The organism is Suttonella ornithocola, assembly GCF_001889065.1.
In the GTDB taxonomy this organism is placed as follows: domain Bacteria; phylum Pseudomonadota; class Gammaproteobacteria; order Cardiobacteriales; family Cardiobacteriaceae; genus Suttonella_A; species Suttonella_A ornithocola.
Map to the genome: position 1 here is coordinate 1 of NZ_LWHB01000168.1, position 3,448 is coordinate 3,448.

Sequence of the window (3,448 nt, forward strand, 5' to 3'; positions counted from 1 at the left end):
CAAGCAGTAATGAATTAAGGTATTTTCATATTTTTCTGAATTAAAAGTGAATGTTACATTTTTCTTTAAATAGTATTTTTTCATTATTTTTATGTGAATTTTTGAGGATTTTATCGTATTATACGTGTTATTTTTTAAGATAAAAAACCTTCGTCAATAGTAAAAAAATTGATAAAATAATAGCATCAATTTTGTTATCATCAAGGAGAAAACTATGACAGTACATGCCCCTAAAAATTTTGATCTTAGTCAGTATGGTATTAGCCAAAAAGCTTATCGTAATGCTAGTCCAGCTGCGCTTTATCAATTAGCGTTGTCTAATGATAAACAGTCTGCGATAGCTTCTAGCGGTGCTTTGGTTGCTTATTCTGGTGAAAAAACGGGGCGCTCCCCTAAAGATAAAAGGATTGTAGAAAATATAGAATCAAAAGAGAATATTTGGTGGGGAGATATCAATATTCCATTTTCTGATGATTCTTTTTTAAGGAATCGTGAAATTGCGATAAGGGCTTTAAATAATGCAGAAAATCTTTATGTTTTAGACGGTTTTGCGGGTTGGGATGCGTGTTATCGTCGTAAAGTACGAGTCATTACTACTCGTCCTTATCATGCTTTGTTTATGCATAATATGCTTATTCGTCCAACAGCTGAAGAATTAGAAAATTTTGGTGAACCTGATTATGTTATTTTCAATGCAGGTGAGCATCCAGCGGATACTTCTGTTGAAGGCGTAAAAACGCCAACAAGTGTTGCACTATCTTTTGAGCGAAAAGAATTTGTTATTCTTGGAACAGAGTATGCTGGTGAAATGAAGAAAGGTGTGTTCACTATTATGAACTATTTAATGCCTTTGGAAAGTGAGCTACCAATGCACTGTTCTGCTACTGTGGAGCATAATGGTGAAACTTCTACGATTCTTTTCGGATTGTCAGGGACAGGTAAAACCACTTTATCAGCAGACCCTAATCGTGATTTAATTGGTGATGATGAGCATGTCTGGACAAATGATGGGGTATTTAATATTGAAGGTGGCTGTTACGCTAAAGCCATTGATTTATCAGCTGAAAAAGAACCAGATATTTTTGGCGCTATTCGTTATGGCACAGTGTTAGAGAATGTAATTTTAGATGAAAATCATGTAGTTGACTTTGCTGATACCAGTATTACACAAAATACGCGTGCAAGTTATCCTATCGAACATATTGATAATGCTCGTATTCCTTGTGTTGCGGGGCAGCCAAAAAATGTTATTTTCTTAACATGTGATGCTTTTGGCGTATTGCCACCAGTGTCTAAATTAAGTCCTGCACAAGCGATGTATCATTTCATTAGTGGTTACACTGCAAAAGTTGCTGGTACTGAAATGGGCGTTACTGAGCCTCAAGCGACTTTCTCGGCTTGCTTTGGTGCGCCTTTCATGGTTTGGCATCCAGCAAAATATGCAGAACTTTTAGCGGAAAAAATCCGTGAGCATAATGTAGATGTTTGGTTAGTTAACACTGGCTGGGCTGGCGGTGGCTACGATGAAGGTGAGCGAATTAAATTGAAATATAGCCGTGCGATTGTTGATGCTATCAATAAAGGGGAGTTAGCAAATGCGCCAACTGTCAAAGACCCACGCTTTGGCTTTGAGATTGTGACAGAGTGTCCAAATGTTCCGAGTGAAATTTTGCAACCAGAAAATGCTTGGAGTGATAAAAATGCATTCGCTGAACATGCAAATGATTTAGTTGAACGTTTTAACCAAAACTTCAGTAAAAATTATGCTGATAAAGCAAATGAAGAGATTAAAGCAGCCGCACCTAAAAAAGTGTAATTAGCGATATTATGCTTTAATTTAAGCCGAGGATGCCTTCCTCGGCTTTCTTATAGGTAAAATTTGTAAAGACAAATTTTATGACATATTTCTGTTACAAATGACTATTATTCTGGCTTTGCTTTTGTTGATTATTTAGGAGCAAAAATGAAGCCTATTTTATTAAGTAGTTTATTGGCGTTAGTTCTTCATCAAGCTTATGCACAAACTGAGGTAACAGCCACTTTAGCAGGTCATGCTATTTTACCTGCTAAAACTTTTTTAAAGATGCCCGAAGATGCTCCAGAAGACTTGCAAGTCAGCGGAAAATTTACAACGGGAGAGCGAGTAGAAAAGATTGGTAGCGTTGAAGGAAAATCGGATGGAAGACCAACTGGGCTTGCTTTGCCTTTTGAAGGGCAATCTGTCCAAGGACATTCTGGAATTGTTGTGAATAAAGATGGAACGGTTTGGTTATTAACGGACAATGGTTTTGGTAGTAAAGCAAATTCTTCTGATGCGGCACTTTTTTTACGTCGTTATAAGATAGATTGGGAAAAGGGAATTTTAGAGCCTTTAGAAACGGTTTTTTTACGAGATCCTAATAAGGTTGTTCCCTATCGCATTGTTCATGAGGATACCAAGTCTCGTTATTTAACGGGTGCGGATTTTGATTTAGAAAGTGTGCAATGGATTGATGGAAAACTGTGGCTAGGTGATGAGTTTGGTCCTTATTTGATTAAGGCAAATAAAAATGGTGTTGTGGAAGGTGTTTATCCAACCATTGTAGAGGGCAATATTATTCAATCACCAGATAATCCTGCATTAAAACTCCCCAGTAAGCCAGATGAAAAAATGCCAGCATTTCAAGCTAAGCGTTCAAAGGGTTTTGAAGGAATGGCAGCTGCTCCGAACGGGGGCTTACTGTATCCTTTATTAGAGGGACCTTTATTTGTAAATGGAGAATATGAATCTGTAGACGGAAAAGTGGTTTTGAGAATTTTAGCATTTGATACAAAGAAAGAAAAATACACGGATAAATACTGGTTTTATCCACTAGAAGTGTCAGAACATGCTATTGGCGATTTTAATATGATTGACGATGAGTATGGTTTGATTATTGAGAGGGATAATTTGGAGGGGGCTTCAGATAGGGCATGCTCAGAAGTGGCAGTAGATACTAAGAATTGCTTTGCTAAACCGGCTAAATTTAAAAGGGTGTATAAGGTTCGTTTGCCAAAAGATAGGCGCGTAGTTGAAAAAATTGCTTATATTGATTTGATGAATATTAAGGATCCAAATAATAAAGCGCGTAAGGATTTAAATGATGGGGTATTTACATTCCCATTTTTTACGATAGAAGATGTTGGGGTTGTTGATGGGAGTCATATTATTGTGGGCAACGATATAGTAAAATCACTTATAATCCAATCTATCCAAAGCAGATATAAAGAACAACTTGTAGTAGAATTATCAAAAATAAACTGAGCATATCCTATGACCTACTGCAGCCAATTCCGACAGAAAATTCTTAACGATATTGCTAATGGAGAAACTTGGCACGCTGTTGCAAAGCGCTACAAGATCAGCAAATTCACCGTCTATAGCTGGATTAAAAATCCCCATCTTTACTGAGCGTAAGCCCTCAAAGAT

General features: G+C 37.0%; 3 protein-coding genes. All 3 read left to right on the plus strand.

Annotated features, from left to right (window positions below):
- The first annotated feature begins 214 nt into the window (after positions 1-214).
- Positions 215-1,816 carry a phosphoenolpyruvate carboxykinase (ATP) gene (gene pckA, locus A5N85_RS11765; protein ID WP_072577391.1) on the plus strand — a complete coding sequence of 534 codons (1,602 nt, stop codon included), beginning with the start codon at positions 215-217 and terminating at the stop codon, positions 1,814-1,816.
- 147 nt (positions 1,817-1,963) lie between these two features.
- The gene (locus A5N85_RS11770; protein WP_072577392.1) at positions 1,964-3,283 is read left to right on the plus strand and encodes an esterase-like activity of phytase family protein; all 1,320 of its coding nucleotides are present in this window, start codon (positions 1,964-1,966) and stop codon (positions 3,281-3,283) included.
- 9 nt (positions 3,284-3,292) lie between these two features.
- Positions 3,293-3,430, plus strand: a complete 138-nt coding sequence (locus tag A5N85_RS11775) for a helix-turn-helix domain-containing protein (RefSeq protein ID WP_072577393.1) — start codon at positions 3,293-3,295, stop codon at positions 3,428-3,430.
- Positions 3,431-3,448: the final 18 nt, after the last annotated feature.

What these genes read in the sequence shown, in the direction of transcription:
- pckA (WP_072577391.1), top strand. Translation starts at nt 215, where the DNA reads ATGACAGTACATGCCCCTAAAAATTTTGATCTTAGTCAGTATGGTATT.
- A5N85_RS11770 (WP_072577392.1), top strand. Translation starts at nt 1,964, where the DNA reads ATGAAGCCTATTTTATTAAGTAGTTTATTGGCGTTAGTTCTTCATCAA.
- A5N85_RS11775 (WP_072577393.1), top strand. Translation starts at nt 3,293, where the DNA reads ATGACCTACTGCAGCCAATTCCGACAGAAAATTCTTAACGATATTGCT.